The organism is Tritonibacter sp. SIMBA_163 (assembly GCF_046535935.1).
In the GTDB taxonomy this organism is placed as follows: Bacteria; Pseudomonadota; Alphaproteobacteria; order Rhodobacterales; family Rhodobacteraceae; genus Epibacterium; species Epibacterium scottomollicae.
The window spans coordinates 1-284 of record NZ_JAWJBP010000298.1; the positions used below are offsets into that span (position 1 = coordinate 1).

At 63.7% G+C, this 284-nt stretch carries 1 protein-coding gene; it reads left to right on the forward strand.

Annotation, left to right across the window (positions count from 1 at the left end; translation table 11 throughout):
• Positions 1 to 102: 102 nt before the first annotated feature.
• On the forward strand, positions 103 to 284 hold a 182-nt coding region (locus R0J92_RS22475), incomplete at its 3' end, for a hypothetical protein (protein WP_411053291.1).

A 284-nucleotide genomic window follows, 5' to 3' on the forward strand; every position in this document is an offset into this window, starting at 1 on the left:
CGGGTGGAGAACAGCGACAGCGGTGAAACGTGGGCCATGGAGCAGGCAAGCGCTGTGGTTGAAGCCCCGGCCGGATTGCAGACTGAAAACCAAGGGTGATTTATGGCCGGGCTCAAGGGGTATTCTCGACGCCCGAGAGCGGGCGACCCGCGGGAGCGGCGCAACGCCGACTCGCTGACCGATGACGTTCAGTTTAGAGCGAGCGGCGAGATCATCGCCTTGAACGACAAGGGCGAGCTGACGCTGAAGCTCAAGTCCGACGGCGGGCTGGAAAACGCCAGCGG